Source organism: Nocardia farcinica, from assembly GCF_029867845.1.
Classification (GTDB): domain Bacteria; phylum Actinomycetota; class Actinomycetes; order Mycobacteriales; family Mycobacteriaceae; genus Nocardia; species Nocardia farcinica_A.
Window position 1 is genome coordinate 1 of the sequence record NZ_JARWRU010001221.1, and the last position, 1422, is coordinate 1422.

At 72.6% G+C, this 1422-nt stretch carries 3 protein-coding genes; all 3 read right to left on the reverse strand.

Annotation, left to right across the window (positions count from 1 at the left end):
• Nucleotides 1-358 (reverse strand): aldo/keto reductase (locus QH283_RS27060; protein ID WP_280505756.1); only part of this gene is annotated, 358 nt, incomplete at its 3' end.
• 33 nt (nt 359-391) lie between these two features.
• Nucleotides 392-811 (reverse strand): MerR family transcriptional regulator, encoded by a 420-nt coding sequence (locus QH283_RS27065; RefSeq protein ID WP_280505757.1) that lies wholly within the window; start codon nt 809-811, stop codon nt 392-394.
• Between the two features lie 82 nt (nt 812-893).
• A partial coding sequence (locus tag QH283_RS27070; protein ID WP_280505758.1) for a VOC family protein occupies nt 894-1422 on the reverse strand: 529 nt, incomplete at its 5' end.

The window sequence follows — 1422 nt, forward strand, 5'->3', positions numbered from 1 at the left end:
GGGGGGGGGGGCCGGCGGCCTGGCGCACGAACTCGGGACGGCCGCTGACACCGAGGAATTCACCGTTCTCGCCGCGGACGTTGCCGAACTTGGTGGCCAGCTGCACCTGCTCGCGCCTGCCCGCCAGCGCGCGGCCGACCAGCTGTTCGTTGGTGAACGGGCCGTACATGTCGGCGGTGTCGAAAAAGCTGACCCCCAGGTCGAGGGCGCGGCGGATGGTCTCGATGCCCGTCGACTCGTCGGCCGTGCCGTAGAACTCCGACATGCCCATGCAGCCGAGGCCGAGGGCGGAGACGGTCAGCGCGTGCGCGCCTGCGCCGAGCGTGCGGGTGGGGAGGGGAGTGTGTGATTCGGTCATGACGCCATCCCACTCCTTCGAGCGCGCTCCAAGTCAACCCCGCGCCTCGGATCGCAGCATTCCCGTGCTCTCCAGCCGGTCCACATAGATGCCGATCTTGCGGTCGATCGCCCCGAGATGGTTCTGCACCTCGGCCAGCTGATCCAGCACCACCTGCCGGTGCGCGCGCAGCAACGCCAGCCGCTCGGCCTCGTTGCCGTCGCCCGCCCGCACCAGTTCGGCATAGCGTCGGATGTCGCGAATCGGCATCCCGGTCGCGCGCAGCCGCGTGACCAGGTCGATCCAGGTGAGATCGGCACGGGTGTAGCGCCGGTGGCCGCTGGCCGAGCGGCCGACCCGGCCCAGCATCAGCCCGTCGCGCTCGTAGTAGCGCAGGGTGTGGGCGGTCAGGCCGGTCCGCTCCGCGGTCTCGGCGATCGAATACGTGCGGGAGCCGGTGTCGACAGAGGTCACCCCTCCAGTCTGACTCTTGGAGCGCACTCGAAGTCAACCCGTCCCGGCGTTGCGGCACGCGGCGGCATCGTAGGCGGGTCGTTCAGCCGAACGACATGGTCGCGAACACCGCCCCCGCCGGATCGGCGAGCGCGCCCACCCGCGACGGCCCCGGCATGGCCTGCGCGGCCCGCACCACCCTCCCGCCCAGCTCGACCGCCCTGGCAGCGGTCTTGTCACAGTCGTCGACCCGTAGGGTGACCGACCAGAACGGCGCGGGCTCGTCCGCCTCGGCGGCGTGCGCGCCGCCGAACTCCCGCCCGCCCGTGCCCGGCGCGAGCGCCTGGTACGGGTTGTCCGTGGCCGTCTCCCAGGCCGCGTCGGCGTGCCGCCAGCCGAGGACGGTCCGGTAGTGGGCCATCGCCGCCGCGGGCGATCCGGTGGCGGCGTACTCCACCCAGCACGGATTGTCCGGCTCCGCCCAGCGCGCGGTGCCGGGATGGGTGATCAGCTGGACCAGTGCGTAGGTGGCCCCGGCCGGGTCGGCGAGCACGGCGAAGCGCAATTGCCCGAACACGTCGACCGGCGCGAGTTCGACCCGCGCGCCCGCCTCGGCCGCGGTCGCCACCGCG